The organism is Pantoea sp. X-Soil-TKNS-1211 (assembly GCF_059730495.1).
Genome location: NZ_AP035957.1, coordinates 1 through 26792 on the forward strand (window position 1 = coordinate 1; position 26792 = coordinate 26792).

A 26792-nucleotide genomic window follows, 5' to 3' on the forward strand; every position below is an offset into this window, starting at 1 on the left:
CTTTGCATATGACCAGAAACCTTTTGCACCCTACCGGAAACCTTTTGCATATGACTGATAACTCTGATCTTAACTTTAGCCAGAGATACCAAGGCCTGTAGCGATCCGGGGATCGTTTTGGCTTTTATGGGATCGATATAAGATCGTATTAAGATCATATTATTGGATCTACCCTGTGAATAATGTGAATAAGTCAGAAGTGAGAAATTGGCGTTGAACCGATAGAGTGATGGGCAGAGAGGGATATGATGACGATTCATTACGGGCTACTGTTGAGTCTTCTGTTTATCTCATATATGAAGAGGTCTCCAGTCACATCTTTTTGACGGAATCTCTTTTCGAAGTACTCAAACTTCGCATAGATAAATAGCTCAGTCAGTCATGACAAATTGGCCACAAAAAAAGTCACCAAAATTCCAGGTTCATTCACTGTCTTAGATGTCGTAAATGACAGAAATACCCAACCATATAAATTAATTATTTGTATGATTTATATGGTTTTTATTTGTATATTTCATATTGAAATTCCCATTAAAAATACAATTTTGAAATCGATAAAAAATCGATTTAGTTACGTATAAGTAACTTTAGGACGGGATAAATTTGGTTAACTGGTATTGATTAATGACCACTTTAAACCTGATGATCCAGCAAAAGACGGTTTGTAGATTTTTATAATGGTCCAATAAACCCGAAAAGTCCGTTGCCAACTAATTGGAAGTCATCGCAGGTAAAGGTTATTCAATTCTCAATAGCTGACCATCCATACTATTATGGAGATGTGTTATGTGCCCTCCTGAACCTACTCCCTACCATGACGATTTTCTTACTGAGAATACTTAAACATATTGATGCCACATCAAAGTTAGAATTTGAGTAACTGTGGAAAGCAGGCATAAAACAATGGCATTGCTACGTAAAAGTTTGGCAGCGTTAGGTCTGCAAGTCTCTCAGAATTGGCGTAGAAGCGTCTGTAAATTTACATACAAGCAACTTTATTCTTAACATATTGAATTATATATATTTATGTCGTCTCTTAACCAAATGCTTAACCTATCTTTGCTTTTCATCGCTCTTAAGAGATAGTGAAGAGTAAAAAAATGAGTTCTTCACATACGTTTTGATAACTTCCTTTGAGAGGGGACTGAACAAGTGACTATTCATGCACACCTTCTTAAAAACATTCACGTCGGGTAAGAAAGATTCGGGCACAGAAACTGCCATATGTGCCTCCGGTTATGTTTACAATACTCCAGCTTAAACCATGAAATTACCCGAAGGAAAAAATTAACTATCTTATTGTTATAAATGGTTTTTTCATGAAAATTTCAAATTGAAATTCCCTGTGTTTTCAAGCCCAATCCTCCCGATGCAGTAAATCGGCAACTGATGCCTGAAGTATGAAAAGGATCATTGTGGACATTAACATTCGTCGGATTACAGAAAGTTATTATCAAAACTGGCTGGCATTATGGAATGCATATCTGGATTTTGCCGGTGCAACCTTAGAAGACGGTATTACTGAATATACCTGGCAACGAATGTTATCTCTAGACGCCCCACTACTCTGCTGGGTTGCAGATGTTGCTGGAACTCTGGCCGGTTTTGCGGTTGCCGTGCTGCACGAAGGAGCATGGGTTAAGCAACCGATTTGCTATCTGGAAGACCTCTTTGTTGCAGAGCATGCTCGGGGAGCTGGTGTCGGACGTTTATTACTGGAGAACCTGCGTACTGAGGCGAAAAGTGCTGGGTGGTCGCGAATTTATTGGCTGACACGTGAAAACAGCAGTGCACGGCACCTTTATTACAAAGTCGCAGCGATGGGAGATTTTGTGCGATATACCATGAAAATCTGAGGTGTCAGCAGGAAGGATAACGCTGATTATTGATAATGAAGCCCAGAGGTAAAATATAGAAGACTCCAATTTGGCACCCAGAGGATAATTTCAATATATCCCAGGGTGCCAGACTGGCGATGAGATCAATCAGCTTTGTACAGATAGTCCTGATACCACGAATTTAATTGCAGGGTGATACGGTTGTTATTTAAATCAAATACCCTGCCATCGAGTTTTCTTACTGGCGTTATACCCGCCAGCGTCCCTGTGACAAACGCCTCATCAGCAGTCAGTGCCTGCGCCAGCGTAAACGATTTTTCATAAACACGAAGCCCATGTTGGCTTGCCAAATCAATCAGAGTCTGCCGTGTAATACCGTTGAAGCAGTAAAGACCGGTTGATGTCCACAACTCATCATTACGCACAATAAAAAAGTTGGTGGAGTTGCAACTGGCGACAAAACCATGCGGATCGAGCATCAGAGCTTCATCGGCACCGGCATCCAATGCCTGCAATAACGCCTGAATCAGATTCAGGCGGCTGTGCGAATTAAGTCGCAGGTCAAATACATCTGGTGTGCTGGTGCGGTATGTGGAGGTAAAGAGTGCCAGCCCGCGTTTTTTTGCCTCAGTATCTACCACTTTAAATTCGGCGACACATATCACGGTAGCGCCCCCAATAATAAAGCGTGGATCCTGATTCGGAGTACGCTTCCTACCTCTGGTAATCATCAGCCGCAGATGCGCGCCATCGGTCATACCGTTCATCTCCAGCGTTTTATACATGATTGCGGTAATTTCTTCGCGGCTGTGCCCGATCTCAAGCTGAATAGCAGCGGCACCGGCGAACAGCCGATCGAGATGACTCTGCAAAGCAATAAGCTTGCCGTTTACCAGACGCAAACCTTCCCACACGCCATCACCGCAGACATAGCCAGAATCGAAAATCGATACCGTCGCATTGTCACGATGGACGAACTCACCATTAACATAAACCTGAACATTGTCATTCCTTGGGTCTTGCAAATAGGCCTGACTGCTTTGACCTGTACTCATTACGGTTCCTTTTTGTTTAAAATGCCCGTTCGGTAAAACGAGAGAGAAATGCTCGGGTACGAGACTGGCGTGGATTTTTTAAAACCTGGTCCGGGGTACCCATTTCGTGAATTCCCCCGTTCTCAATGAAGATCACTCGATCGGCAAAGTGCCATGCGAAACCGAGTTCATGCGTCACCAACAGTAGGGTTCGGCCTTCATCAGCCAAATCCCGTATCGTGTGCAGGACTTCACCAACTAACTCCGGGTCCAGTGAAGATGTCGGCTCATCAAAAAGCATGATTTCCGGTGTCATGGCTAATGCTCGCGCAATGGCAACGCGTTGCTGTTGCCCACCTGAAAGGCTGCCGGGCCAGGCTTGTTGCTTTTGACTGAGACCAACTTTTTCCAGCTGCCGTTGGGCGAGTTGTTTTGCCTTATCGCGTTGCATCTTTTTTACGGAAACCAGGGCTTCAATGACATTATCCAGCACGGTCAGATGCGGAAAAAGATTGAACTGCTGGAACACCATTCCCACTCGTTCGCGCACCTGACATAACTGCTTTTCACTGTAGATGCGCTGATTGTTTTTGTTGGTTGCACCCAGCACGACTCCATCAAGTTCAATGGTGCCAGCATCTGGAATTTCCATAAAATTCAGGCAACGCAATAGCGTGCTTTTACCGGAACCACTGCCACCAATAATGGCGATCTTCTCCCCTGGGTAGATATCAAGATCTATTCCTTTTAATACTGGCTGGTCGCCAAACTGCTTTTGCAGCCCACGAATACGCATCACCGGTTGTTTATCTGACATGGAGTTTCTCTCTAATTAGGGATGGGGACGATAGCGGCGCTCAAGCCGTGAGGCCAGATAGCTGCCCGGCCAGATCAGGACAAAGTAGAGCAGGGCGACTACGGTCAAAATCTCTACCGGTCGGTAATAAGTACTGCTGAGGAGCCTGCCCTGATACATCAATTCATTGACGGTCAGTATTGATGCCAGTGAAGTCACCTTTGCGAGTTCGATCATGCGGTTGGTAAGCGCGGGTAGCATGCGACGGAAAACCTGCGGCAGGATAATGCGACGCAATGCTACTGACCGAGACATCCCAAGTGCTTTCGCCCCTTCCCACTGCCCACGTTCAATCGACTGCAACCCGGCACGAAAGATTTCGCTACTGTAGGCTGCGGTATAGAGTGTCAGTGCCAGGGCGGCTGCACCAAAGGTGGAAAACTGAATACCGACTATTACGGGGAAAGCGTAGTAAAACCAGATCAGCTGAATCAGTACCGGTGTATTACGAAAAACCTCGACAAAGCTCCGGGTCAGGACCATGGCCCAACGCTGTGAACCAGTTCTGGCAATCCCCAACATCAGACCGATTAATGTGCCGCCAATCCCCGCCAGCAGCCACAGTTCCAATGTCACGCCCAGTCCTTTCAGCAACACCGGGAAATTCTGGCCGATGATGGAAAAATCCCATTGATAGTTCATTGTTAAATCTCCTTAACGCACGTCAGAAACCGCGAGACGTTTCTCAATCACCTGGCTGCACTGGCTGATGATTAACAGCAGGGTGAAGTACATCACGGCAATCACCGAATAGACCTCAAGTGGACGATAGGTTTGACTATTGACCTGCATTGCCTGATACAGCAGTTCGCTGTATGCCAACGAAGAGGCGAGGGCTGTGGACTTTAGCAGTTCGAAAGAGCGTTCGAGGAAAGGGGGGATCATCCGGCGTAATGCCTGAGGTAAGATAATGCGACGTAGTGCCGTAGACCGTGGCATACCCAGTGCTTTTGCCCCTTCCCATTGCCCTGCATTGATGGATTGGATGCCACCCCGATATACCTCGGCATAAAACGCAGCCGACTGCGCTGACAATGCGAGGACCGCCGCGGCGAAAGGGGAGAGGGTAAGAGGAGATACCACCGGTAACGCGTAATAGATCCAAAAGAAATGCACGATGGCAGGGGTGTTACGGTAAAAACCAATTAGCATCTTGGCTGGAATACGCAGCACACGGAGTGGCGAATTTTTCATAATCGCCAGTACCATTCCTGCCAGCATACCGAAGATGATACTGGTCACACCGATTTGAATCGTTCCCCACAACCCTTCAAGCAACAACATGCGATATGGCCAGATGGCGGCAAAATCCCACTGATATGACATGCGAAACAACCCCTAAAAGACGTAATTCAATTTCAGTGCTTTAGAACGGCGTCATCTTAGCAGTACGAAAATGTGATAAATAAATAATATAAAATGCCCCTATTATCTCATTTTGCTATAACCACTTGATCGGGAAGGCTATGAATTACCCCCACTCTCTGACCTGGCAATTGGCAAAATTTGCCTGCCAACTGACACCTGATGCAATACCAGTCGCGTTAAAACGAAAAGTGATTCTGCATTTTATCGACAGCCTGGGATGTGGTGTGGCTGCCCGCGAAAATGACGTGTTACGGATAAGTGCAAGGGTGGCGCGTTCACAATATGCTGCGGGTAACAGCCTCACGCTGGACGGGGGGACTCCGCTTTCGGCAACGGGAGCGGCCTTTCTAAATGCTGCCGCCATCAATGCACTCGACTACGATGACGGTTTTGAAGTGGCGGGCAAGGGGATGGGACATCCGGGAGCAACATTGGTGGCTGGCGCGCTGGCGGCGGCAGGTTCCAGTCCTGTAAAGGGCTCAGCGCTTGTTACTGCTTTGACGGCGGCCTGGGAAATCAATAGCCGGGTAATTCTTTCTCAACAACCGAGTCCTGAACGTTTTCAGCAGGTGTATGGTGTCTGTCAGCATGAATCGCTGGGCGCGGCGGTAGCATATGGTTTGTTGCGCGGTTGCGATGTGTGGCCGCTGGAGAATTGCCTGGGGCTGGCTGCCTCACTTACGCCAATTCCCTCATTGCACAAATATAACTGGCAGCAGCGCCCGTTGGTGTCCTTCAAAGACTACAATGCGCCTGCGGCGGAAGCTGGCGTGCGCGCGGTTGAAATGCATCTGGCTGGTATCAATGGGCCGCGTGATGTACTTGCTGGAGAGCAGGGGTTCTGGCGCATGATGGGTTCAGATCAGTTTAATCCCGAGGTGTTGACAGATAATCTTGGGTCGGTCTGGCAACTGCAACATGCCAGCTTTAAGGCGTACCCAACCTGCCGCTGGATGCATACTGCACTGCAATCGTTCGAGGAGGTGCTGACTGCAATCCCTGACCCTGAAAAAATCCAACACGTGCGGGTTTATGCCAGCCAGCTGCTGGCAAACTTCTTTACCGATACCCGGCCATTGAGTGGCACCGATGCGCAATTCAGCCTGCCGCTGGCAATCGCGTGTCTGGCCTTTAAGGTGCCACGCCATCAGTGGAGCAGTGATGCGGTGCGGACTTCAGGCGACATTCTGGACTTTGCGGATCGGGTGGAGGTACTAGCGGAAGCGCATTTTGATCAACTGATGCAACAGCATCGTCGTCCGGCAGCACGTGTAGAGGTGGTGACGCAGGATGCGATGCTGACGGGAAATACCATCGATTATCCCGCAGGCACGCAAGAAAACCCGCTGTCAGAACAGCAGATTATTGATAAGTTTATCGCTAACCTGTCATCGCAGATGCCGACTGAGAATGCGAGGATGGTTGCTGAGCAGCTGCTCGATCTGGAGCAATGCGAAGATATCGGGACGAGACTCGCCCCGATACTGGGTTAGACTATTTCCACTCTTCTTTTATGACCGAAGGGACTTTACTGATATCAACGCCACGTAACTTCAGTGCGTCTTCGTAGAACTGCTTGCTCTGGCCTGATTTATAGATTTTAACGAACTCATCATTCAGGAAATTGCGAAAGCGCGGGTCGCTCTCTTTACGTAGCGCACCACCGGTGCTGATGGCGATAATGGGTTTCGGCAGGATCAGATCGCCCTTATGCACTTTGGCCTGCTGTAACGCCAGGGCTGGATGGACATAAGAGAGTGCATCGACGCGCCCGGCGTAGAATGCTGCAACCCCTTCATCCATATTGGTGAAACGCACCAACTGCGCTTTCGGCAGCTTCTTGGTTAGAATCAGGTCCGGGCTGCTGCCCAGCGTCACGCCAATTTTGATGTCAGGGCGGTTGAGATCATCCCAGTTTGCCGCTGGAATACCATCGCGGATCAACACGCCCTGGGCGTACCAGAGAAACGGTTGATCGGAGAAATCAGCCGCTTTACGCCGCTCATCGGTTGGATCGAGCACCAGCATGGTATCAATCTGCCCGGCCTGTAGCGCGGCAACGGCATTACCCCAGGTGGTTTCTACCGGCACCAGTTTTACCCCAAGGTCTTTCGCCAGCACTTTACCCACGTTGTAGCCAATGCCGTTCCACTCGCCGGTCGCCGGATCTTTAAAGTACCAGGGTTCCCCCTGTGCGACGCCGATACGCAGCTCACCGGTTTGCTTGATATGGTCCCAGGTGGATTCTTCCGCATGGCTGAAAAAGGGAGCTGCCGCCATAAGTAAAGGCAGTACGATGTTATGCAGTTTGAATGTCATGTGATGGCCCTGATAAGAAAAGAAAGAAAAGTGAAATGCAATTCAGGCATCAAAATAGCGAAGTTTTATATAACTGTAATAGAGTTAATAATATTATCTAATTCCATATGGTTATTAATGTTTAGTACAAGCAAACCCTACGGCAGGTAATTTAACTCCCTGTGTTAAAACACTTTTTTCTCTTTGAATAGTCGAAATTGAGATATGGCGCAAAACGAGGACATGAGAAAATATTTTCCCACATCTCAACCCGCTGGAGTCACCATGTCGACCAATGAAACCCTCACCTTAAAGGTCAATTCGCAGCTGGCCGAAGCGCCGGTGCGTCTGCCCGTCGAGCCTGCCCATGTTATCCGCGATGATGCGGAAGCGATCGCCATTGCCCATCAGCTGGCGGAAGAATTTGCCCGTGAAGCCGCAATGCGCGACCGCGAAGGGATTTTACCGCTCAATGAGCTGAATGCTTTTTCCCAAAGCGGCCTGTGGGGCATGGCGATCCCCAAAAAGTGGGGTGGCGCTGGCGTCTCCTGGACAACGGTGGCGAAAGTGATTGCGATCGTCTCCGCCGCAGATTCTGCTCTGGGGCAATTGCCGCAGAACCATCTGGCGGGTGTGGCGCACCTGCTTGAAGACGGTACTGATGCGCAGCAACAGACTCTGTTGGCTGAGGTGCTGGCCGGACTGCGTTGGGGCAATGCCTTTTCCGAGAAAAACTCGCGTACCGTTGCCGATTTCCAGACACGCTTTGTTCGGGAAAGGGATGAGGTGGTGATCAATGGTGAAAAATTTTATGCCACCGGCGCGTTGCTGGCCCATCGTATCCATGTGGTCGCGGTGGATGATGAAGGACGCGCGCATCTGATTGTGCTGGACCGCGACACCCCGGGACTTTCCATCATTAATAACTGGTCGAGCTTCGGCCAACGTACCACCGCCTCAGGTACCGTGTTGCTGGAGAATGTGCGTGCGCCGTTGTCGCGGGTGATCCCGGTGTTTAAAGCCTTTGAACGCCCGACCGCAGCCGGACCTATTTCCCAGATTATTCAGGCGGCAGTGGATGTCGGCATTGCCCGTGGCACCATCGAAGATACCTTGCGCTTTGTGCGCGAGCGTTCCCGTCCGTGGATTGATAGTGGGCAGGAACGCGCATCCGATGATCATTTCACGCTGGCGGCGGTAGGGGATTTAAAAATCCGTTTGCATGCTGCTGAAGCGCTGTTGTGGCGCGCCGGTGAAGAAATCGATCGGGCGTTGCAGCAACCCAATGAAGAGACCGTCGCTGCCGCTACGGTGGCAACAGCGGAGGCCAAAGTCCTGACAACTGAAATTGCCATCCTTGCCGGAAACAAACTGTTTGAACTGGCTGGCACCCGTTCAACATTGCAGGAATTCAATCTCGACCGGCACTGGCGCAATGCACGTACCCATACGTTGCACGACCCGGTACGCTGGAAATACTACCATGTCGGGAATTATTACCTGAATGGCACACCGCCACCACGTCATGCGTGGAGCTAAGCGGGGGAGGGCGGTTGCATCAACAGCCGCCTTGTTTTGCATGATCGTCAGAAATGACGTCGTACGCGCAATGCGCCGACCGCCAGTACCACGAAAATCAATCCGCCGGTGGCATTCAACAGATAGGCATTGCCGGAGAGCGGCACCCAGGCTTTAACGTTAGCGGCGAGGATCAAACCAACGATACCGGCAATCAATGCGCTCAGGATTAACGCCAAGGCTGTCAGACGTTTGACTGGCACGCCAGAATGCAGCGCAACGTTGGCCTGTTCCCCCATCACGTTCAGCGACCGTCCGGTCGCACTGCGATGCAGTAACTGCCAGAGCGCAAGTGCCACCAGCAACAGCAGCCAAATTGGGATCGGTACGCCTGACAACGTGCCGTGACCGATCGCCGTAAAGCCGTCAGGTAATTTCTGGCTCAGCAGATAAACAGGTTGCCCGCCGTTGGATGACAGCTGCTGTACGCTCTGCCCAATAAACAAGGTGCCAAGTGTGGCAAGAAATGGTTCTACGCCGACCCTCGTCACCAGAAAAGCATTGAATACGCCGACCAATAGCGCTGCCAGCAACGCGGCAATCAGCGCCAGCGGCAGACTGACCTGATGCAGTACCAGCGTGACCAACACCAGGCAGGCAATATCTATGGCCGTTCCCACCGAAAGATCGATCGCGCCAATGCGCGTCACCAGCGTCATCGCCAGCGCGACAATCGCTAGCGGTGCAACATTATTCAGCAGCACGTTGCGAATATTCGCGGCCGTGGCAAATCCCGGCGCGTTAATGATAAAAAACAGCAGCAAAACGGCGAATGTCAGCACCATCGCTGCACGCAGTAGCCCGACTTGTCGCAGACGTTTTGTCCCGCTGGTAAAGGTTAATTCAGACACCTTGTGTACTCCTTAGCTGACGGCGACGCAGCAACGCGGTGAGCGCCACGACTAACAAAATCAGCGCGCCTTCCACCCCATTGATCCAGTAGCTGGAGACGTTGATCAGTTGGAAACCGTTGGCGATCAGGCTGAGAAACAACGCGCTAATCAGCGCACCACCGAGGGTTGGGACCAGACGACGCGAGAACACCACCCCTAACAGGGCGGCAGCAATTACCATCAGCAGGTTGTCATTGACACCCGGTGAACTGCCGCTCAGCAGCGATACTGAAGCGATAGCGGCGAATGCCGCGCTGACACCGCATAACACATAACTCAGCACCCGATAACGTTTGACGCTAATTCCTGCGGCATTCGCTGCCTGCGGATGGCTACCGACTGCCTGTAAACGGAGACCGAAGGCGGTGAAACGGTTCAGGGTGATAGCAGCGAATGCCAGCAGCGGCAGAATTCCCAGCCAGACAATCGCTAACGCGTTAAACAGGCCCATTGCCGCTCCGGTTAACAAAGTCAGCAGCAGAGCCTGCGGAATAGGGTGTCCGGCATTTAACTGGCTGGCGAGAACGGCTGCACATAAGCCGAGATTCGCGGCCACCGACAGGTCAATGCCGCCGGTAATGCCTTGTAGGCCACCGCCACTGAGTACCAGGGTTAAACCCAGTGCCAGGGTGCCGACCACTGCGGTCTGCTGCAAGACATTGCCGAGGTTAATGACTGTCAGGAATATTGGTGAGAGCCAGGCAAATACCGCCAGCACCAGCAAAATCAGCAGCAGAGACACGTGTTGTAGCCACTGCTGTCCAGCTGTTTTGCGCGGATGCTCAACCGGGGCCGATTGGGTGGCGTCAGTCATATTGTCTTCTCCGTCAGCGATCCTGTGCCTGAAGTCCAGGAAAGAATTTCCAGATGACTGGTTTGCTGTGCCGCCAGCGTGGCAACCTGCTCGCCGCGCGCCAGCACAATGATGCGGTCAGCCAGAGTTTGCAGTTCCAGCAGATCCGTTGAGAACACCAGAATCAGGGCACCCTCATCAGCCAATCGCTGTAACGTATGATAAATCGCGGCTTTGGCGGCGATATCGACTCCGACTGTCGGTTCATCCAGCAGATACAAGCGCGCTCCCATATTGAGCCATTTCGCCAGCACCGTTTTTTGCTGGTTGCCGCCGGACAACTGACGCACCGGGGCCAACTGTCCGGGAGCACGAATCTCCAGCTGTTCAATGTTTTTAGCCACTAGCCTGGTTTCTGCCTGACGCGAGACTCCGCCCCAGCGCAACAGACGTTGTACCGTGGTCAGGGTGATGTTGTCGCGCAGGCTGATGTCGAGAGCGATGCCATTGGCACGGCGATCCTCCGGCACAAAAGCGATACCGCGTTTTACCGCCGCGTGTGGCGAGGAGGGGATGCCTGTGACATTTCCCAACCTGACATTGCCACTAATTAAGAACAATATTGGCGTACTTAACTTCGGAGTTATAGAATCTCACGCTCCTCGCCATACCACAGTTGGGAACGTTACAGGTCAATAATCAGCAACTTGATGTGCTGACCGACAGTCGGCAGCGGCTTGCCGGGATGCTGCGCGATGGTGGTCAGTAAATAACCGTCACACTCCCGACCGTCGTCACAAGCGAGCCGGTCAATTTTATCCACAGGGTTTGGCATCAGATATGCACCGTGATTGTGGACAACTTTAAAATATACAGGGATAACAAGGATGCAATGGGAATCGGAACGATTGTTCTACAGAAGGACGACTCTCGATGATCTGGATGATTTATTCAGGATCTACGGTGACCCGGAAACGCACAAATTCAACCCGCGTGGCCCCTATCCAGACATTGAATATGCGCGCACGGCTATTGAACGTACATTGCTTGAATACCAGCAACATGGTTTTGGTGACTGGACCATTTTCGAAAAATCTAACCCCAATAAAGTCATTGGATTCGGCGGGGTGTTTCCCAGCCAGTTTAACGGACGTAATACCAATAATCTTGGGTATCGATTTGAACCCGACGCCTGGGGTAAAGGCTATGCAACCGAGCTTTCGCTGCGTGCCATTCAGTATGGATTTGAGGAAGTCGGGTTACCGGATATTGTGGGCGTGGTGCGGGAGAATCATCTGGCGTCACGCCGGGTGCTGGAGAAGGCCGGGATGACTTTACTGGAGAAAGTGATGGATCCTGAAGGTTTTGCCCCCAGTCTGATGTTCCGTATTACCCGAGAAGAATGGACGAAATGATGATGACGCTTGAGCAAGTGAAGACAAACTACCCCGCCGCATCGTCGTGGTCATTTGGCGACTCACCCGAGATGATGGATGAGCTGGCGGCATTGGTGGCAAGCGGGAGAAAAACCGCCACCTGCGGGTCAATGGCTGGATGTGTAGAGGACGACTGCTTTCCGGTTATTGGTGACTTTGCTCTGGTCGAGGACAGTCAGGGGCATGCAGTTTGTATTATCCGCATCACTGCTATTCACCTGCTGCGTTTCGCTGATGTCACCGCAGAACTGGCAGCAAAAGAAGGAGAGGGCGACCTGAGCCTCGCATACTGGCAAACGGAACATCAGCGTTTCTTTGAACGCGAAGGGACTTTTTCCGCAACGATGGAGCTGGTCTTCCAGGAATTTGAGGTGATTGAGCAGGTTAATCGTTCAGTCTGATGTTGGTGGAAGATGGTGGATCACCTCTACTTCGGAATCGATCTCAATTCCCGGATAATGCTCGCGCATACCGGCCAACAACACATCGTCTGGCCACTCTTTTGACTTGCCAAGATGGTGTGCCACGGCGGAAAGCGGCATGGTCTCCACATTTGTCACCCAGACAATAAGCATATCAGCGGCATCCTCGGCATTAACGTACAACATCGGGCCGGGCGAGATTTTGCATTCCCGCCAGCGGATAGTGTGGCGTTTTTCCCCGCAACGCACATCAGGGAGCAGCCGTGCAACAATTTCAAGACTCTGCATTGTTATAGCGCTCCCTTCAGCGATTAGTGGTTGTGTTCAATCTATCAGCCAGTTCCCACGTTCATGTTTGCCCGGAATATCATGTCAACCATGTAATGTTACTCATCAACCTTAGCATCAGATGGCGTTTTTGGCTGTCAGCCAATGCGTCAAGCACGCTGATTGCCGCAAGGGTAGCGGCATCAGCCCACTTTTTAAACTTCAATGACGTGACTAGCGTGTTTCTGTCCATGACCTTCCCTTCGTACCTGATGAAGGGAGTGTTATATATGACAATTAAGTCAAAGAAAACAATTCATTACTCATCGCGTGGGTTTACCAGCTGGCTATCCTGACGCTGTTGTTTCATCACTGAATGCGGGGTAACGCCGAAGGCTTTGCGAAACGCATGGCTGAAGTGGGAGAAATCAGAAAAGCCGTAATCCATAGCCGCCTGTGAGACGCTGGCGACCCGTCCCTGTACCAACGCATCACGACTGGCTTCCAGACGCTCCTGCCAGATAATCGCCACCGGGGTTTTCTGATGTCGGGCAAAGGCGCGTGTCACAGTGCGAACCGACACATGGTGGGCGAGGGCAATGCTCTCCAGATTCAGGGCCGGATCGGTGAGATGTCTGCGGATGTAATTCCTGATCCTCGCGTATAAATCACGTTCAGCGTGTTCTTTCTCCGGCGTTTGTAATTCCAGGCTCAACACCAGCAGGTCGAGTAGCGTTTGTGAAAAACGCCCGGCCAGATGAGGATTGCTGTACAGCTCAGGGGATTGCACTGCCTGGTAGATCATCTCACGCAGCGGAATGATGCCGGGGCGCGCCTCATCCAGCACGGTGGCGGTCATGGACCCCGCTGCGGGCAGTTTCCCGCACAGTAAATGTCGCGGGATACGAATCAAGTGGTTGTTTTTGCCACCAATGCTGAAACGGAAAGTCTGCGCAGCATCGTAAAGCACCAGATTGGTTGAGCTGAGACTGGCCTTTCTTCCTCCCTGTTCCAGTTGACCATAGCCACCCTGAAAACAACCCAGCCATAAGTCATCCTCTGGTCCGGTGCGTAAGTGTTTTGCCTTACGCTCCCAATAATGGAGGCTGGCGCTGAGGGTACAAATATCGACCAATCCAACCTCACGCACCCCCAGATCACCATCAAATGTCCCTGAGAGAGGTTTTCCATCAGAGGGTATGCAGTGGCGCAGAATCACATCATTCCAGTACTCAAAACGCAGCGGGCCTGCAACCTGTTCGGTGGAATAGCGGACATTACCGGAAGCAAATGTACTGTTCACAATCACACCTCATCGTGGCAATTAATTGTTGGATCTCATCATTTCTGACTGAAAGCAATAATTAAGCCATCGTCATCGGGGGCTTTCAGATCAGTGAGTTACTGCCAGTGAAAAGTGGAGAACGCTCCAGCTCAGGGCAATCTTGCACCATTTCAGTTCTCCCACCAGCCGTTGTTATCTCTTGTCCTGATCAGCCAGGCAGTTGTCCGCCACAGCCAGGTGAGCCGCCGATTTCTCCTTAATATCGAGGGTGATTTTTCTTAACAACACCAGGGAATCACTATGGAATCTGCCATCGACACGCATCTCAAATGTCCCCGCACACTTTCCCGTCGGGTGCACGACGATTATCAACCGCCTTTCCCGATGTTTGCCGGGCGGGCCGACGCAAGCCTGACTCAGGTGGTGATGGCTTATCTGGGCGTGCAGTTTCGTGAAGAACAACGTGCAGCCGCGATCAAAGCCATGCAGCACATCGTTCGCAGCTTCAGTCTGGACAATGGCCCCGGCAATCATGACGTGACCTTCCATACCGATAACCAGGGGTTCGGTAACTTCATTGTGGTGGGCTATTGGCGCGATCCTGCTGCGTATTGCCGTTGGATGCATCAGGCAGAGATTGCCGGGTGGTGGTCATCAGACGATCGCCTGCACGATGGCCTTGGCTATTTTCGGGAAATCATTGCTCCCCGAGCTGAGCAGTTCGAAACGCTGTACGCCTTTAAAGAGGATTTACCCGGTGTTGGCGCGGTGATGGACAACCTCAGTGGGGAAATCCAGGAGCATGGCTACTGGGGTTCCGTACGCGACCGTATCCCGGCGTCCCAGACGGACTGGCTGCAACCTGATGGCGAGCTGCGCATTATTTCTGGTGATCCCGCAGTTGGAGGCCGGGTGGTGGTGCAGGGCCATGACAACATCACCCTTATCCGTTCCGGTCAGGACTGGATGGAAGCGGATGAACAGGAACGTACGCTGTATTTCACGGAAATGCTGCCTCCGCTGCAAGCCGGGATGGATTTCCTGCGTGATGAAGGGCAGGCGCTCGGCTGCTACAGCAACCGTTTTGTGCGCAACGTCGACACCGACGGCAACTTGCTGGATGTGGCCTACGATATCGGTTTCTGGCGCTCGTTGGATCGACTGGAGCGCTGGGCGGAATCCCATCCCACCCATCTGCGTATCTTTACCACTTTCTTTCGTGTGGTGACCGGCCTGCAAAAACTCCGGCTTTATCACGAAGTATCGGTCTCCGATGCACGCTTTCAGACCTTCGAATACATCAACTGCCATCCCCACACCGGGATGCTGCGTGATGCCGTGCGCGGATAACAATCTACAACACCCTTTTCCGAGGAATGATGATGCCAGGAATACGTTTTTGCCTGCTGGGTATGCTGCTGTCTGCGACATCGGCGTTTGCTGTTGAAGTTGCGCCTGGCGATTATAGCCAGTTCCCCGATGGTACGACGGTTGGTCTGCTGTATTACCAGCATGCGACTACCGGCTCGGCTCGCTCTCACGGCGACAAAGTCAGTTCTGATTACAACGTGACCTCCGATATCGGCATGCTGAGGTTATTGCATACCGTGCAGATCAGCGAGATGGCAACGCTCGATCCCCAGTTTTTGCTGCCGTTCGGTCGGGTTTTTGGCAGTGGCGATGCGGCTTCACTGGGTTCAGCCAATGGCACCGGCGACCTGATTCTGACCGTCCCACTTAAAATCCGGCTAAACAGCGGTGGCGATATCTTCGGTTTTGCCCCCTATCTCTATGTCCCGACCGGGAACTATGACCATAACGACGCGCTGAATCTGGGTGAGAACCGCTGGAAGGTGGATCTACAGGCCGCCTGGGTGAAGTTCTTCGGCGAAAAATGGGCGCTGGATTTGGTCGGGGACGCCATCTGGTACGGCGACAACAACGATTACGGCACGGCGTCATCCCGTCTGAAGCAGGACAACTCATGGGCTGCGCAGATCATGGGGCGCTATATGCCTGACCCCACGCTCTCACTGGGACTCGGCTTCGGGCAGACCTGGGGCGGCGAGAGTCGTATCGACGGCGTAGAGCAGGATAACCAGAGCCAGACCACCAACGTCCGCCTGACGGCCACCAAATTTATCACGCCACGCGACCAGTTCCAGATCCAGCTGGGCAGGGATCTGCACGTCGAAAATGGCGCAGCCGAAGATTTCCGCCTGAATCTGCGCTACGCCCGTGTGTTTTGAGATTGTCCTTCCTGACCAGGAGTTTGTCCGTCTCAACCATGTGAACAAACAACAAGCACGTTATGTTCGGGTCAGGGTTCACACCGTTTATGGTTTAAATCAGGGAAAAAATGATGGCTATTGAACGTCCGGATGTAACGCAACTGCATCACCTTGCCAGCCTGCTCCATCTGCAACTCAGTGAAGAGGAGGCGGCTGAATATCTGGCGCTAATGCAACCCAATCTCGATGCCTATGACCTTATCGACGGGCTGCCGGATGAAATTCCGCCCGTCAACTATCCACGCCAGCCGGGCTACCGTCCGGCTGGAGAGGAAAATGTGCTGAATGCCTGGTATTACAAAAGCGAAGTCAAAGGCGCAGCTGAGGGACGTCTGAGCGGTAAAACCGTGGCCCTCAAGGATAACGTTGCCCTGGCTGGGGTGCCGATGATGAACGGGGCGACGTCGCTGGAAGGACATATTCCGTTGTTTGATGCCACGGTGGTAACCCGCTTACTGGATGCCGGTGCCACTATTCTTGGCAAAGCCACCTGCGAACATTTCTGCCTGTCAGGTGGCAGCCATACCTCCGATCCCGCTCCGGTACATAATCCGTGGCGGCAGGGCTACAGTGCGGGTGGTTCCTCGTCAGGCAGCGCGGCGCTGGTGGCAACTGGTGAGGTGGACATGGCGATTGGCTGCGATCAGGGGGGATCCATTCGCATCCCCTCGGCGTTTTGCGGCACCTATGGCATGAAACCCACCCACGGGCTGGTGCCTTATACCGGCATCATGCCGATTGAAGCCACCATCGATCATGCAGGCCCCATCACTGCGACGGTGGCGGATAACGCCCTGATGTTGGAAGTGATGGCCGGGCCGGATGGCCTCGACCCTCGGCAATATATGTCACGCGGTGGCAACTATACCGCTGCACTCGGTAAAGGGGTTAAAGGGCTGAAAATTGGCATCCTCACCGAAGGTTTCCAGTTGCCCAATTTGCAGCCTGAAGTGGCTCTTAAGGTGCGCAATGCGGTGGCCCGACTGGAAAGCCTGGGTGCCGTGGTCGGCGAAATCTCGGTGCCGGGTCATAGCCTTGCGGCGGCCTTATGGTCACCGATTGGTTGTGAAGGGCTGACCGTACAAATGATGCACGGTAACGGCATGGGTTTTAACTGGGAAGGGCAGTACGACGTTGCTTTGCTCGATAAACATGCCGCCTGGCGTGACCACGCCGACGCGCTCTCTCCTTCACTCAAAATCTGCATGCTGATCGGTCAGTACGGACTGACGCGTTACAACGGCCGGTTTTATGCCAAAGCGCAGAATATCGCCCGTCGCGCGCGTGCCGACTATGACCGCGCCTTGGGTGATTTTGACCTACTGGTCATGCCGACGGTGCCGATCACCGCTCAACCCTTGCCTGCACCCGGTTGCTCCATCACCGAGTATATCTCCCGCGCCTTCGAGATGATTGGCAATACCGCTGCGCTGGACGTCACCGGTCATCCGGCGATGTCCGTGCCCTGTGGTCTGGTGGCGGGTCTGCCGGTGGGCATGATGATGGTGGGGCGTCACTACGACGAAAGCACAATTTATCAGGCTGCTGCCGCATTTGAAGCCAGCGGTGACTGGAAACAGCTGTAAGCAATTAACCCACTGTCTTTACGGAGAAACACGATGGCACACGATCATGACCATGAACACACCGAACCCCCGGCAGAGATCGCTCTGCGGGTGAAAGCACTGGAGTCACTGCTGATTGAGAAAGGGCTGGTGGACCCGGCGGCCATGGATGAACTGATTGATACCTATGAACACCGCATCGGCCCACGTAACGGTGCCAGGGTGGTGGCAAAAGCCTGGAGCGATCCTGATTACAAAGCGCGCCTGTTGGCTGATGGTACTCAGGCAATCGCCGAGCTGGGATTTTCCGGGGTGCAGGGCGAGGACATGATGGTGGTTGAGAATACCGCAGAGGTCCATAACGTGACGGTCTGCACGCTCTGTTCCTGCTACCCCTGGCCGACACTGGGTTTGCCCCCGGCATGGTACAAATCCGCGCCTTACCGTGCCCGCATTGTGATCGACCCGCGCAGTGTGCTGGCCGAGTTCGGGGTGACGATTGGCGCAGACCGCGAAATCCGCGTGTGGGACAGCAGTGCTGAACTGCGTTATCTGGTTCTGCCAGAAAGACCGGCTGGAACGGAGGACTGGAGTGAAGATCAGCTCGCCGATCTGGTGACGCGTGACGCGATGATTGGCACCGGCGTGGCATTACAACCTGGCAGCAATTAACGGGAGACACCGATGAACGGGATACACGATCTGGGCGGCATGCACGGTATGGGTGCTGTCATTACCGAACCAAACGAACCGCCTTTCCATCATGAATGGGAACGCCGGGCCTTTTCGCTGTTTGCTTCATTGTTTGTTGGCGGCCACTTCAATGTCGATATGTTCAGACATGCGATTGAGCGGATGAATCCGGCTCATTACCTGGAAGAAAGCTATTACGAACACTGGATGCATGCGTTTGAGACCCTGTTGCTGGAGAAAGGGATGATCACCCGCGAAGAACTGGCAGGCAAAGCCGCTGCCGTGCCTGCCAGCGCTGACACAGCGGTGCTGCGTCCGGATATGGTGCAGGCGGTGGTCAGCACCGGAGCTTCTGCCAGGGTGAATGAAGAGGTGGCAGCCAGATTCCGCGTCGGAGATCAGGTCAGAGCAAAAAACCTCAACCCTGCCGGTCACACCCGCCTGCCGCGTTATGCGCGCGGGAAAGTCGGCACCATTGAGATTGACCACGGTGTGTTTGTCACCCCGGACACGGTGGCACATGGGCTGGGTGAACATCCACAACACGTTTACAGCGTCAGGTTTGCCGCCACTGAATTGTGGGGAGCGGATGCACCTGCGAAAGATACGGTACGCATCGATTTGTGGGACGACTATCTGGAGGCTCTATGAGCAAAAACGTACCGATCGCTATCCCCGGCCATGATGCCGACGCAGCTCCTTTTGAGCATCCGTGGCAGGCCCAGGTATTTTCGCTGATTGTTCACCTGCATCAGGCTGGCAAGTTCAGCTGGAAGACGTGGGTGGAGGTATTCAGCCGTGAAATCAACGCGGCACCGGCACGGGCGGATGAAAGCATCAATGATGCTTATTACCGCCAGTGGGTATCGGCGGCGGAAAAGATGATTTTGTCGCTGGAAATGACCGAAGAAGCCGACATTGCACAACGCGCAACAGAATGGCGTCAGGCTTATCTGCATACCCCACATGGTATGCCGGTGGTACTCAGTAACGCCAGTTGTCCGCCCGCGCACAGCCATCACCACCCGACCTTGCGGGTGCCGGTGGCGGTCAGCCCGGCCGCCCGTACCCCTGAACTTTCATGATTAACTGCCAGAGAAGAGGAATTCATATGAGTCACGTAGCGATATCAAGCCAGGTTCAGGTTGCACCTATCCCGCTCACCACATTATTGCCCTGGACCGCATTCATCACCTTAATGGTGCTGCTGGCGGTCTATTTTGTCGGCGCAGAACAGGGGGCCACTGCCGTCTTCTCCGGCAACCAGGTCCATGAGTATTTCCATGATGCCCGGCATCTGCTGGGTTTCCCCTGCCACTGAGGATAAGTCTATGACCGGAAAACTCCTGTTGCAGGGCATGATGGCCGGGATTCTGGCGGGCATCATCACCTTCGGTTTTGCCCATATTTTTGGTGAGCCGCAGGTTGATCGGGCAATTTCTATTGAAGAACAGCTCTCCCACTCGCATCAGCATGCTGCTGCGGAGAATGGTCATCACCCTGATGAGGCTGATGGGGAAGTCTTTAGTCGTCAGACGCAGTCTGGTGTTGGTCTGCTAAGCGGGATGATCCTGTTCAGCGCTGCAATGGGGGGCGCGCTGGCGCTGATCTGGTCTTTTTGCTGGCAACGTACTGGCCCGGCGCATCCTCGTGCGCTGGCACTGGCCCTGGCGATTGCTGGATTTCTGGTGATGAGCCTGATGCCGGGCCTGAAATATCCGCCGAACCCACCGGCGGTCGGGGATCCGTCCACCATTGGCTATCGGACCGGCCTCTACTTTGTCATGCTGCTGATCTCCGCCGTGATCATTGTGGCTGCGGCGTGGAGTGCGCATCAGTTGAAACCTCGTCTGGGTGCCTGGAATGCCGCGTTGTGGGGCTGCGTGGCAGGCTGCATCATGATGATCGTTGCTTGTCTGCTGATGCCCACGATTAATGAGGTTCCGGCCAGCTTCCCGGCGGATGTGTTGTGGCGTTTTCGCCTGAGTGCCATAGGCAGCCAACTGACGATGTGGTGTGTGATGGGGCTGCTGTTTGGTGCTTTTGCCGAAAAGATTGTGCAGCGGCCTGCTTTCCGCCAGTTGGCGGATGTGCGTTGATATTATGCCTGCCATTCTGCAACTGATTTGCCAGGGGGAAACCCTGGCAAACCGGCAATCACGTTTTCCCGCGGATGATCCTTTGTGCGAGCAGGCTTTGCCGCAGCGGTGTAACGGCTGCGGGTCGTACAATAAAATATGGACTGCGACAGACGTGGCGAGCATCCAGACCGCCCAGGCTTTGGGGCTAAGCGGGGAGCTGGTGACCGCGCTGGTGGAACCCGATTATGGGCGCTGGGCGGGGTTAGCCATCCGGGAAGTGATGACGCAGGAGCCAGATGTTTTTATGCGCTGGATCGAAGGCGAGGCACCACCCGATGGAGAATCTCTCCAGCAACTGATGACCCGCTGTGAGGCATGGCTGTCGTTGCGCGTTGCCGAACGGGGGCAGCATTGTGCCGTGGTGTCTTCAGCCATCATTCGGGCGATGGTGGTCAGCCTACTGGGCGCGCCGGCCCGTGCTTTTAACGCTATCGATGTTCATCCCCTGAGCGTGACGGCACTGCGCAGTGACGGTAAACGCTGGCATTTGTGTCTGGGGAAGTAGCCCATTTAGGCTGCAAAGACCGGAGCGATTAAGTCACTATCTACCCTGATTTCAAAATCAGTAAAGAGCGCTTTTGGCGTCGTTTTATTTCCAGTTTTGTGCAAGCTGACAAAACCGTGTCCCTCGAGTGTCTTAAGTGTGACTGACAGGTTACTGACCTGGCGCCCAGAAAGTTTAGCCAGTTCAGTGATGGTCTGAGAGGCGTTTTGATTAATCAGTCGCAGCAGGTTGATATTCTCATTGCTCAGTACCTGACCGAGCGCGTTAAGCGATGCAAACCAGATTTTTGGCTCATCAGGTTGTGGCTTGTATTCACCTTTTGCCATAGCCAGCATTCTGCTACGGAGTTTTTCTGCTGAGATGACACCGATGAGGGCTTTCATAGACCACCTTATGCGTCTTATTTTACTAACTCTTTGATTGTATTATCTACAGCATCAAAAAAATCAGTTAACAAATGCTGTGCTGAGGTAAAGGTGTAGCCCTTCTGGGGCTGTTTAATCGCATGAGCATTATCCATGCCCTCTTATTTTCAGTATCTTAATTTATTGTATTTTTAGGGTTATCGAATCCTGTTTATCATTTTCTGTCGTTCATACAACACGTTATCTGAACAGGCCCAACAGGTACTTCATGCAAATGTGAGATGTATCGCAGTAATGATCGCCGGAAGGATCAGTGTCTACCTGCCCCTGTGGCCTATAGCTCGTTCTGCTTCAGACGGAACGGCGGTGTGCTGTTAACATCAACCGCGTTTTGCAGGTTAGCGTCGCCGGAGTGGCTGCCGTTGCCTGCTTTCTCCCACACCAAAAGGAAAACATTGTGTCGATCGTTAATGAAAAACTTGCCTGGCGCTACGCGACCAAAAAATTTGATGCCAGCAAAGTGGTGCCTGAAGACAAGCTGGAACGCATTATTGAAGCGGTGCGCTTAACCGCAACTTCCAGTGGCTTACAGCCGTTTGAGCTGATGATCATTACCAATGATGACATCCGGGCCAAAATTCGCGCGGTCGCCTGGGATCAGGCACAGGTAACGGATTGTTCTCACCTGATGGTGTTTGCCGCCTGGGATGACATCACGCCGGAACGCGTCAATATGATGTTCGATCTGACCAATGAGGTTCGTGGCTTCCGTAATGAAGGATGGGAAAACTACCGTCAGATGCTGCTGGGTATCGTGGGTGAGCGCGGTACTGAGGCGAACTACCAGGCGGCAGCGCGCCAGGCCTATATCGCGCTGGGTAGCGCCCTGATTGCGGCGGCGTTTGAAGAAGTCGACGCCACGCCGATGGAAGGTTTTGATCCGGCAGCCGTGGACGAGATCCTCGGCCTGAAGGAGAAAGGCTTACGTAGCGTGATCATTCTGCCGCTGGGTTATCGCGCGGCTGAAGGTGACTGGCTGGTCAACCTGCAAAAAGTCCGTCGTAGCCGTGAAAACTTCGTGACTGAAATTAAATAAACGAACCGTCGCGCGCGACGGTTTGGGTCCCGCCATTACGCCGAACGTACACGCAAGGTGGCGGGAAGTATCACCTGATTTTCTGCCGGATCCTGTCCCTGAATCATTTGGGTCAGCATTGAGAAACACTCCTGTGCCAGGCGCGGTACGTTCTGTGCGACGGTGTCGATCGGCACGGACAGTGAATCGTACAGATAGTGATCATCAAAGCTGGCAATCCGGATATCACTGGTCAGTAAATGATGCTGACTCATATAACGCAGCACCCCTTCCAACAGGCCACAGGCGGCGGTAAATAACGCTTTTGGTGGACGCCCCAACCGGGCGCACAACGCTGCAAACATCTCATAGCCGCTGCTCGGGTGGTAGTTGCCGTGAATGATCCATTCCGGGCGCGGCGAAACGCCAGCGCGCTCCAGTCCCTGCATAAAGCCCGCCAGGCGGTCTTTGGTGGGTGATAAACGCGGCTGCCCACCCAGAAAATAAATCTCGTCAGGATTGGCGCGTGCCAGTCGTTCGACTAAATCGGCGGTGGGGGTGACAGAGTCGGTAATCACCAGCGGCAGCTGGGTATCATTCATATGACGGTCAAACAGCACAGATTTGTCATTCATTTCGACCAAAATTACGGGCTTGGCGATATGGACAGCGGTGAGATAAGTGCTCTGCCTGACGAACGGGTGTATCATCACTCGCCCCGCAAATGAACGCATTTACCATGTCAGTTAGTTTCTATATAACTATATGATTTATAAGGTTAATGGTGCGCCGTTCTTGATCGCTCACCTGATCATGAACATGGCTCATGATGTATTGAAATTAAATCACTTTTCACCGTCCAAAGGCTCTGGCATAAAATATGCATTATCTACATTAAGCCAGATAAAAAATACTGAATGAGAAAACCGCACAGGAAAGCTGGGGGAATTTCATTCAGTATTTATCTCAGAAATCAGGGTGCCAGATTGCGATGAATAAAGATTTTATATTTTCTATTAAGCGTATTTCTTTCGACGAAAATTACAACCCCTCGAAAAATACGCGCGCAACAACTAACTTTGCTAATTTGGCCAGAGGAGCGAAACGCCAGGAGAACTTGCGTAACGCTTTAGTGATGATTGACAACCGTTTTAATTCTCTGGTGTATTGGGATAACCCCAATGGCGATCGTTACTCTGTTGAGCTTGAGATAATTTCTGCTGAGCTGAATATCGGCGTCGATGCAACCTTCCCAGCGATTGAAATACTAAAAACCAGTATTGTTGATAAGAAAACTAACGAACGCATTGACGGCATTTTAGGAAATAATTTTTCTTCTTATGTGCGGGATTATGACTTCAGTGTAGTGCTGCCTGAATACAATAAAAACCAATCAGGATTTAGTATGCCAGATAATTTTGGCAATCTACATGGGAATATATTTAAGGCTTTCCTGATTTCCGATGCTTACAAAGAAAATTTTAATAAATCACCGGTTATTTGCCTGAGTGTTTCAAGTAAAAACACCTATCGTCAGACCGGAAATCAGCATCCGGTGCTGGGCATTGAATACCAGCAAGATGAGCTGTCCCTGACTGACCATTATTTTAATAAAATGGGATTACAGGCACGCTATTTTATGCCGCCGAACAGTGTTGCGCCTTTGGCCTTCTATTTTTCTGGTGATTTACTCAGTGATTACACGAACCTTGAGCTGATCAGCACCATCAGCACAATGGAAACGTTCCAAAAGATTTACCGGCCTGAAATTTACAATGCGAACTCCGCGGCAGGAAAATGCTACCAGCCAAGCCTGAAGCATCAGGATTATTCCTTAACGCAAATTGTTTATGATCGCGAAGAACGTAGCCAGTTGGCTATTGAACAGGGAAAGTTTACTGAGCAGCACTTTATCAAACCTTATCAAACTGTTCTTGAGCAATGGTCTGCTGATGCCGTTCTTTGATTAACCGAAAGTACAAGGTCACCTGTGATGAAAAAATTATTACCTACTTCGACTGCTGGCAGTTTACCCAAGCCCTCCTGGCTGGCACAACCTGAGACACTTTGGTCACCCTGGAAATTACAGGATGCGGAATTAATTGACGGCAAACAAGACGCGCTGCGTCTGTGCCTGGACGATCAACTTAAAGCCGGTATCGATATTGTCAGTGATGGCGAACAAACACGCCAACATTTTGTCACGACCTTTATTGAACATCTCAGTGGCGTTGATTTTGAGAAGCGCGAGATCGTTAAAATTCGTAACCGCTATGAAGCGAGTGTGCCGTCCGTCGTGGGTGAGGTTGCTCGTCAAAAGCCAGTTTTTGTCGAAGATGCCAAATTTTTACGTCAGCAAACGACGCAACCCATTAAATGGGCCTTACCAGGTCCCATGACGATGATTGATACGCTTTATGATGGACATTATAAAAGCCGTGAGAAACTTGCCTGGGAATTTGCCAAAATTCTTAACCAGGAAGCCAAAGAGTTAGAGGCGGCGGGTGTCGATATTATCCAGTTTGATGAGCCTGCATTTAATGTCTTTTTTGATGAGGTGAATGACTGGGGGATTGCCGCCCTGGAAAGAGCCATTGAAGGGCTTAAATGTGAAACTGCGGTTCATATTTGCTATGGCTATGGTATCAAAGCCAATACGGATTGGAAAAAGACGCTGGGATCAGAGTGGCGGCAATATGAAGAAGCGTTTCCCAAACTGCAAACCTCGAACATCGATATCATCTCACTGGAATGCCATAACTCGCATGTTCCAATGGATCTGCTTGAACTGATCCGCGGTAAAAAAGTCATGGTAGGGGCCATTGACGTGGCAACCCATACCATTGAGACGCCAGAGGAAGTCGCCGATACGTTACGCAAAGCCCTTCAGTTTGTCGACGCCGACAAACTCTATCCTTGCACCAACTGCGGCATGACGCCTTTACCTCGTCAGGTTGCCAGAGGCAAGCTGAATGCGTTAAGTGCGGGTGCCGAAATCGTCCGCAAAGAGCTGCTGGGCTGACGTTAACTACGAGATCGTAATGGCGCGATTAATCGCGCCTTTTCCGTATTGAGAGCTCGTCAGTTGCGCACCAGTCCACCATCCACCGCATACTGGCTACCGGTAACATAAGCCGCATCATCAGATAATAAAAACAACGCCACGGCCGCGGCTTCTGCTGCCGTACCCGCTCGTTTCAACGGAACCTGACCCACCACAAAATCCTCAAACTGCTGTCGTGCCTCATCCGGCATAAAATGACGAAAGTTTGTCTCGATCGGTCCGGGGACCAGGGTATTGGCGCGGATATTTCGTTCCGCAAGTGCTGCTGCCCAACTCTTGACCATCGCCACCACGGCGCCTTTGGTTGCAGCATACAGGCTGGTCATTGCGGCACCTTCATACACTGAGGAGGAAGCGGTGACTACCACCGATGCGCCAGGATTGAGCCAGTTAGAAAGGCGGGCAAGTTGCAGCATCGGCCCGCGCACATTAGCATTCATCATGCGGTTAAACGCATCGGCTGTCACCGATTCTGGCGGGCCCACTTCCGCGTAACCGGCATTTAACCAGAGCGCATCGAGGTTGCCCCAATTTTCTATTGCGGTGCCGAGCGCGTCAATGTCTCGCTCGTTCGCGGCATCGCTATGCAGCACCAGCGACGAAGCCGGTAACCGCTCGCGAGCTTGCCTGATACGTTCCTGATTCAAACCGGTAATGGCAACTTCTCCACCTTCGCTGACGATACGTAACGCCCCGGCCAGGCCCATCCCGCTGGTGCCGCCTGTAATCAGTACCCGTTTGCCGCTAAAACGGCCCATGTTTCTCTCCCTTTCTGCAAGACGTGATTGAAAAATAGCTGATTTATTAACGCAACACTTAAAAGGATGTGCTGTGGCCAGCAAATGTCTACGGGAACGGGGTCTCTCCATAGATACTATTTCCTTATTATACAGTTGGTTTATTGTTCAGGGGGTGCGGATGATAAGAGGAATATACTCAACTGCAATAATTATTAACCGGGAGTAATGAGCGACGACATAATTATATTTTGAGCGGTCATGATTTTATTATTTCAGCCGACAGAG

At 52.0% G+C, this 26792-nt stretch carries 30 protein-coding genes and 1 pseudogene; 17 read left to right on the top strand and 14 right to left on the bottom strand.

The features are described 5' to 3' along the window. Positions 1-1415 precede the first annotated feature (1415 nt). The gene (locus AC6I8W_RS26605; protein ID WP_497839559.1) at positions 1416-1856 is read left to right on the top strand and encodes a GNAT family N-acetyltransferase; all 441 of its coding nucleotides are present in this window, start codon (positions 1416-1418) and stop codon (positions 1854-1856) included. A gap of 125 nt (positions 1857-1981) precedes the next feature. On the opposite strand, the gene AC6I8W_RS26610 is transcribed toward AC6I8W_RS26605, so the two are convergent. From AC6I8W_RS26610 to AC6I8W_RS26625, 4 genes are read right to left on the bottom strand one after another with little or no spacing between them, the layout of a single operon-like run. Next, positions 1982-2893: an aminotransferase class IV gene (locus AC6I8W_RS26610; RefSeq protein WP_497839560.1), complete on the bottom strand. Its 912-nt coding sequence runs from the start codon at positions 2891-2893 to the stop codon at positions 1982-1984. Positions 2894-2909: 16 nt separating this feature from the next. After that, positions 2910-3689 (bottom strand): amino acid ABC transporter ATP-binding protein, encoded by a 780-nt coding sequence (locus tag AC6I8W_RS26615; RefSeq protein WP_497839561.1) that lies wholly within the window; start codon positions 3687-3689, stop codon positions 2910-2912. A 15-nt stretch (positions 3690-3704) separates the two neighbouring features. After that, on the bottom strand, positions 3705-4370 hold the full coding sequence (locus AC6I8W_RS26620) for an amino acid ABC transporter permease (RefSeq protein ID WP_497839562.1): 666 nt from the start codon (positions 4368-4370) through the stop codon (positions 3705-3707). 12 nt (positions 4371-4382) lie between these two features. Next, the gene (locus AC6I8W_RS26625) at positions 4383-5054 is read right to left on the bottom strand and encodes an amino acid ABC transporter permease (protein ID WP_497839563.1); all 672 of its coding nucleotides are present in this window, start codon (positions 5052-5054) and stop codon (positions 4383-4385) included. 140 nt (positions 5055-5194) lie between these two features. Between AC6I8W_RS26625 and AC6I8W_RS26630 the strand changes: the two genes are divergently transcribed. Then, entirely contained in the window at positions 5195-6589 is a 1395-nt protein-coding gene (locus AC6I8W_RS26630) for an MmgE/PrpD family protein (protein WP_497839564.1), read from the top strand. A gap of 1 nt (position 6590) precedes the next feature. On the opposite strand, the gene AC6I8W_RS26635 is transcribed toward AC6I8W_RS26630, so the two are convergent. Next, complete coding sequence (locus AC6I8W_RS26635; RefSeq protein ID WP_497839565.1) at positions 6591-7415, bottom strand: transporter substrate-binding domain-containing protein; 825 nt, start codon at positions 7413-7415, stop codon at positions 6591-6593. A gap of 264 nt (positions 7416-7679) precedes the next feature. Here AC6I8W_RS26635 and AC6I8W_RS26640 point away from each other — a divergent pair, with 264 nt between their 5' ends. Then, positions 7680-8933 (top strand): SfnB family sulfur acquisition oxidoreductase, encoded by a 1254-nt coding sequence (locus AC6I8W_RS26640; protein ID WP_497839566.1) that lies wholly within the window; start codon positions 7680-7682, stop codon positions 8931-8933. A 47-nt stretch (positions 8934-8980) separates the two neighbouring features. Here the strand turns inward: AC6I8W_RS26640 and AC6I8W_RS26645 are convergent, their stop codons facing one another. The 4 genes from AC6I8W_RS26645 to AC6I8W_RS26660 all read right to left on the bottom strand — a co-directional run bounded on the left by AC6I8W_RS26645 (position 8981) and on the right by AC6I8W_RS26660 (position 11493). Next, the gene (locus AC6I8W_RS26645) at positions 8981-9823 is read right to left on the bottom strand and encodes an ABC transporter permease (RefSeq protein WP_497839567.1); all 843 of its coding nucleotides are present in this window, start codon (positions 9821-9823) and stop codon (positions 8981-8983) included. Beyond that, positions 9816-10679 carry an ABC transporter permease gene (locus AC6I8W_RS26650; protein WP_497839568.1) on the bottom strand — a complete coding sequence of 288 codons (864 nt, stop codon included), beginning with the start codon at positions 10677-10679 and terminating at the stop codon, positions 9816-9818. The genes AC6I8W_RS26645 and AC6I8W_RS26650 overlap by 8 nt, the downstream gene beginning before the upstream one ends. After that, positions 10676-11251, bottom strand: coding sequence for an ATP-binding cassette domain-containing protein (locus tag AC6I8W_RS26655; protein WP_497839569.1), 576 nt, complete (start codon positions 11249-11251; stop codon positions 10676-10678). Before AC6I8W_RS26655 ends, AC6I8W_RS26650 begins: the two co-directional genes overlap by 4 nt. A 92-nt stretch (positions 11252-11343) precedes the next feature. Continuing rightward, positions 11344-11493 (bottom strand): hypothetical protein, encoded by a 150-nt coding sequence (locus AC6I8W_RS26660; RefSeq protein ID WP_497839570.1) that lies wholly within the window; start codon positions 11491-11493, stop codon positions 11344-11346. A 52-nt stretch (positions 11494-11545) separates the two neighbouring features. On the opposite strand from AC6I8W_RS26660, the gene AC6I8W_RS26665 reads away from it, so the two are divergent. Together AC6I8W_RS26665 and AC6I8W_RS26670 are read left to right on the top strand one after the other, a co-directional pair. Then, positions 11546-12073 (top strand): GNAT family N-acetyltransferase, encoded by a 528-nt coding sequence (locus AC6I8W_RS26665; RefSeq protein ID WP_497839571.1) that lies wholly within the window; start codon positions 11546-11548, stop codon positions 12071-12073. Next, positions 12073-12495, top strand: coding sequence for an ASCH domain-containing protein (locus tag AC6I8W_RS26670; protein ID WP_497839702.1), 423 nt, complete (start codon positions 12073-12075; stop codon positions 12493-12495). Before AC6I8W_RS26665 ends, AC6I8W_RS26670 begins: the two co-directional genes overlap by 1 nt. Here the strand turns inward: AC6I8W_RS26670 and AC6I8W_RS26675 are convergent. Both AC6I8W_RS26675 and AC6I8W_RS26680 read right to left on the bottom strand, forming a co-directional pair. Next, positions 12487-12804, bottom strand: coding sequence for an ASCH domain-containing protein (locus tag AC6I8W_RS26675; protein WP_497839572.1), 318 nt, complete (start codon positions 12802-12804; stop codon positions 12487-12489). The genes AC6I8W_RS26670 and AC6I8W_RS26675 overlap by 9 nt on opposite strands. Positions 12805-13102: 298 nt before the next feature. Further along, a complete protein-coding gene (locus AC6I8W_RS26680; protein WP_497839573.1) occupies positions 13103-14086 on the bottom strand; it encodes a helix-turn-helix domain-containing protein in 984 nt (327 codons plus the stop codon). A gap of 282 nt (positions 14087-14368) precedes the next feature. Here AC6I8W_RS26680 and oxdA point away from each other — a divergent pair, with 282 nt between their 5' ends. From oxdA to AC6I8W_RS26725, 9 genes are all read left to right on the top strand, one after another. Next, positions 14369-15418 carry an aliphatic aldoxime dehydratase gene (gene oxdA, locus AC6I8W_RS26685; protein WP_497839574.1) on the top strand — a complete coding sequence of 350 codons (1050 nt, stop codon included), beginning with the start codon at positions 14369-14371 and terminating at the stop codon, positions 15416-15418. 32 nt (positions 15419-15450) lie between these two features. Continuing rightward, positions 15451-16317 carry a transporter gene (locus AC6I8W_RS26690; protein ID WP_497839575.1) on the top strand — a complete coding sequence of 289 codons (867 nt, stop codon included), beginning with the start codon at positions 15451-15453 and terminating at the stop codon, positions 16315-16317. A 113-nt stretch (positions 16318-16430) separates the two neighbouring features. After that, positions 16431-17945, top strand: coding sequence for an amidase (locus tag AC6I8W_RS26695; protein WP_497839703.1), 1515 nt, complete (start codon positions 16431-16433; stop codon positions 17943-17945). 33 nt (positions 17946-17978) lie between these two features. Then, positions 17979-18596, top strand: a complete 618-nt coding sequence (nthA, locus tag AC6I8W_RS26700) for a nitrile hydratase subunit alpha (RefSeq protein ID WP_497839576.1) — start codon at positions 17979-17981, stop codon at positions 18594-18596. A gap of 12 nt (positions 18597-18608) precedes the next feature. Continuing rightward, positions 18609-19268: a nitrile hydratase subunit beta gene (gene nthB, locus AC6I8W_RS26705; protein ID WP_497839577.1), complete on the top strand. Its 660-nt coding sequence runs from the start codon at positions 18609-18611 to the stop codon at positions 19266-19268. Further along, a complete protein-coding gene (locus AC6I8W_RS26710) occupies positions 19265-19702 on the top strand; it encodes a nitrile hydratase accessory protein (protein ID WP_497839578.1) in 438 nt (145 codons plus the stop codon). The genes nthB and AC6I8W_RS26710 overlap by 4 nt, the downstream gene beginning before the upstream one ends. 26 nt (positions 19703-19728) lie before the next feature. Further along, positions 19729-19938, top strand: a complete 210-nt coding sequence (locus tag AC6I8W_RS26715) for a CbtB domain-containing protein (RefSeq protein ID WP_497839579.1) — start codon at positions 19729-19731, stop codon at positions 19936-19938. Between the two features lie 10 nt (positions 19939-19948). Further along, a complete protein-coding gene (locus tag AC6I8W_RS26720) occupies positions 19949-20716 on the top strand; it encodes a CbtA family protein (protein WP_497839580.1) in 768 nt (255 codons plus the stop codon). A 4-nt stretch (positions 20717-20720) separates the two neighbouring features. Further along, positions 20721-21263, top strand: coding sequence for a histidine phosphatase family protein (locus AC6I8W_RS26725; RefSeq protein WP_497839581.1), 543 nt, complete (start codon positions 20721-20723; stop codon positions 21261-21263). Between the two features lie 5 nt (positions 21264-21268). Here the strand turns inward: AC6I8W_RS26725 and AC6I8W_RS26730 are convergent, their stop codons facing one another. Further along, positions 21269-21646 (bottom strand): HVO_A0114 family putative DNA-binding protein, encoded by a 378-nt coding sequence (locus AC6I8W_RS26730; RefSeq protein WP_497839582.1) that lies wholly within the window; start codon positions 21644-21646, stop codon positions 21269-21271. A 439-nt stretch (positions 21647-22085) separates the two neighbouring features. Here AC6I8W_RS26730 and AC6I8W_RS26735 point away from each other — a divergent pair, with 439 nt between their 5' ends. Beyond that, complete coding sequence (locus AC6I8W_RS26735; protein ID WP_497839583.1) at positions 22086-22724, top strand: NAD(P)H-dependent oxidoreductase; 639 nt, start codon at positions 22086-22088, stop codon at positions 22722-22724. 35 nt (positions 22725-22759) lie between these two features. Here AC6I8W_RS26735 and AC6I8W_RS26740 read toward each other — a convergent pair. Beyond that, positions 22760-23323, bottom strand: a pseudogene (locus tag AC6I8W_RS26740) (substrate-binding domain-containing protein); the annotation flags it as partial. 371 nt (positions 23324-23694) lie between these two features. On the opposite strand from AC6I8W_RS26740, the gene AC6I8W_RS26745 reads away from it, so the two are divergent. Both AC6I8W_RS26745 and AC6I8W_RS26750 read left to right on the top strand, forming a co-directional pair. Further along, positions 23695-24669, top strand: coding sequence for a DUF1852 domain-containing protein (locus AC6I8W_RS26745; RefSeq protein WP_497839584.1), 975 nt, complete (start codon positions 23695-23697; stop codon positions 24667-24669). Positions 24670-24696: 27 nt separating this feature from the next. Further along, entirely contained in the window at positions 24697-25725 is a 1029-nt protein-coding gene (locus tag AC6I8W_RS26750; RefSeq protein ID WP_497839585.1) for a methionine synthase, read from the top strand. Positions 25726-25784: 59 nt separating this feature from the next. On the opposite strand, the gene AC6I8W_RS26755 is transcribed toward AC6I8W_RS26750, so the two are convergent. Next, a complete protein-coding gene (locus AC6I8W_RS26755; protein ID WP_497839586.1) occupies positions 25785-26525 on the bottom strand; it encodes an SDR family oxidoreductase in 741 nt (246 codons plus the stop codon). Positions 26526-26792: the final 267 nt, after the last annotated feature.